Source organism: Phenylobacterium sp., from assembly GCF_031412415.1.
Lineage (GTDB): Bacteria > Pseudomonadota > Alphaproteobacteria > Caulobacterales > Caulobacteraceae > Phenylobacterium.
Genome location: NZ_JANOCX010000259.1, coordinates 1 through 2528, shown reverse-complemented (window position 1 = coordinate 2528; position 2528 = coordinate 1). Strand labels below are relative to the sequence as shown.

General features: G+C 67.8%; 4 protein-coding genes and 1 riboswitch. Of the genes, 2 read left to right on the top strand and 2 right to left on the bottom strand.

The features are described 5' to 3' along the window. On the bottom strand, positions 1 to 468 hold a 468-nt coding region (locus tag RMO04_RS12735; RefSeq protein WP_309645157.1), incomplete at its 3' end, for a ribonucleotide reductase N-terminal alpha domain-containing protein. A gap of 310 nt (positions 469 to 778) precedes the next feature. Beyond that, positions 779 to 962: riboswitch (yybP-ykoY riboswitch) on the top strand. Between the two features lie 18 nt (positions 963 to 980). Here RMO04_RS12735 and RMO04_RS12730 point away from each other — a divergent pair. Continuing rightward, positions 981 to 1556: a TMEM165/GDT1 family protein gene (locus RMO04_RS12730; protein WP_309645156.1), complete on the top strand. Its 576-nt coding sequence runs from the start codon at positions 981 to 983 to the stop codon at positions 1554 to 1556. A 45-nt stretch (positions 1557 to 1601) separates the two neighbouring features. Then, positions 1602 to 1922, top strand: coding sequence for a DUF1905 domain-containing protein (locus RMO04_RS12725; protein ID WP_309645155.1), 321 nt, complete (start codon positions 1602 to 1604; stop codon positions 1920 to 1922). Positions 1923 to 1954: 32 nt separating this feature from the next. On the opposite strand, the gene RMO04_RS12720 is transcribed toward RMO04_RS12725, so the two are convergent. Continuing rightward, positions 1955 to 2284 carry a hypothetical protein gene (locus tag RMO04_RS12720; RefSeq protein ID WP_309645154.1) on the bottom strand — a complete coding sequence of 110 codons (330 nt, stop codon included), beginning with the start codon at positions 2282 to 2284 and terminating at the stop codon, positions 1955 to 1957. Positions 2285 to 2528 lie beyond the last annotated feature (244 nt).

The window sequence follows — 2528 nt, the reverse complement described above, 5'->3', positions numbered from 1 at the left end:
CTTCACCTTCTCGCCGATGGAGCGCACGCCGCCCCAATAGGTGCCGATGCCGCCGCCGTTGGAGGCCAGCGCCACGTTCTCGTTCCAGACGCTCTGGATACCGTCCAGCGAATCGCCCACGGCGTTCAGGAAGCAGGAGATGGGCAGGCCGCGACCGGCGCCGCCGTTGGAGAGGACGGGGGTGGCCGGCATGAACCAGAGGTTCGAAATGTAGTCGTAGACGCGCTGGGCGTGGTCGGCGTCGTCGGCATAGGCGGTGGCCACGCGGGCGAACATGTCCTGGTAGCTCTCGCCGGCCAGGAGATAGCGGTCTTCAAGCGTGGTCTTGCCGAAGTCGGTCAGCAGGGCGTCGCGCGAACGGTCGACCACGACCTTGCGGACGAGCTGAAGTTGCGGTCGCTCGGATCGCTCGGCTGCGACCGGGGCCGCGTCCGAAACTGTCCGAATCGCCGCTTCACTGCTGCTCATGACCCAAAACCCATAACTATCAGGCGCTTCGAGCCCCCCGCCCGTCGTCGCCGTTACAATCTACATCTAGTGGGCGCCCCGCCCTCTGAACGCATCATATGGGGCATCAAGCCTAATGACTCGTCAACGGGGTCGAGGGGTTGTCCCCGTGTGTTTTTCGCTAACGAAAGGTTAACGCGGTTCGCCAGGGATTGAAGCGCCTTGGTTTTCAGCGCCGTGTCGGGCGGCGCCCTCACGCGCATGTGACAATGGGCCTCGCCCAGGGCGCGAGCTGTTCGCACTTGCCTCCGTCCGTCCACCCGCCTATCCACCCCCGGTCACTAGGGAGTAGCCGCTCGCGCCTTCAGCGAGGGGTGCGTCAACAAACTTGCGACGAGCCGAAAGGCTCCGGGCATGGCGCATCCGGCAGATTTGCTTGGCGAGACTTTTGGCTTTCGTGCGTCGATCCATGCGGGGTCGCCGGCGCGGAAGGCCATTTGCTCGCCTCGACCCCGCCCGGACGACCTGACCTGATGCCAAGCTTCCTCGACGCCTTTTTCGTCTCCACCAGCCTCGTGGCCGTCGCCGAGATCGGCGACAAGACCATGCTGCTGGCCCTGCTGCTGGCGGCGCGGTTCCGCAAGCCTGTCCCGATCATCCTGGGCATACTGGGCGCCACCCTGGCCAATCACGCCCTGGCGGCCTGGGTCGGCGTGGCGGCGGGACAGGTGCTGCAGGGACCCTGGATGCGGTGGGTGCTGGGCGCGGCGTTCCTGGTCTTCGCCGCCTGGGCCCTGATCCCCGATAAGTTCGAGGAGAAGGACGCGCCGCGCGAGAAGGCCGGCGCCTCGGTGTTCCTGACCACGCTTGTGGCCTTCTTCCTGGTGGAGATGGGCGACAAGACCCAGGTGGCGACCGTCGCCCTGGCGGCCAGGTTCGACCAGGTGCTGTGGGTGACCGCCGGCACGACCCTGGGGATGATGGTCGCCAATGTGCCGGCCGTGTTCATCGGCGAGGCGGCGGCCGGGCGGCTGCCGCTCAAGGCCATCCGCTGGACGGCGGCGGCGTGCTTCGCGGCGGTCGGGATCTGGGTGCTGGTCTGGGGCTGACGTTTGCGGGTTCACCTGCCGGCCGTGGGTTCATAGGGTGACGCCATGCCGGCCGCGCCCAACCCCGTCGTCACCCTGAGCTTCGAGGCGGAGGTCATCGTTTGGCGCGGGCCCTCGCCCTACTTCTTCGCGCCCCTGCCGCCGGAGGCCGGCGCGGAGGTCCGGCGGATCGCGCGGGCCGTGTCCTACGGATGGGGGGTCGTCCCGGTCGAGGCGAAGATCGCCGAGGTCGTCTTCACGACCTCGCTCTTCCCAAAGCCGGACACCTATCTGCTGCCGTTGAAGGACATGGTCCGCCGAAAGGCTGACATCACGGCCGGCGATCGTGTCGTCGTCGAATTGACGGTCAAGCTCTCGCCGCCCTAGGGACGAACGCCCGACAGCGCGGCGCCTTAGGGTCAGCCGCCGGTCTCATCCACGACGATGGTCACCGTCTTGCCCCGGGACAGCGGGTCCCACCCCGCCACGATGGCCGAGGCGATGGCTCTCGCCACTAGGTCCGGATCGATCTGCGCGACCTTCAGCAGCGGCGCGCCGTACTTGGGCTGCTCGCCGGCCGGGAACTCCAGCACGGCTTCGCGCTGACCCTCCTTGTGACGCGCGGCGATCGCCATGCCGCGATAGGACTTGGTGTCGCTGGACCACTGGGGCTGGCGTTGAAGACGCCAGACATAGGGCTCCCCATCGACCTCGATCTCAAACTCAGGGCTCTGCTTGGTTCGTGCCATGGCAGGGAGTTAGCCCGACGCGCGCGCGCAAGCCACCCCGCCCGGCCGTTCAGCGCCAGTCGTCGGGGCCGGGGGGCGGCGTTCGCGGCGGCGGAACGGACGGCTGACGGAAACGCGCCGACTGTCCAGCCGGTGACGCCGCGGCCCGGCGCTTCAGTCGAAGATATCGAAGATCGAGCGCTTCTTTCGGTAGCCGCCGCCGTGGCCGTACTCGCCACGTTCGCCGTATTCCCCACGCTCGCCG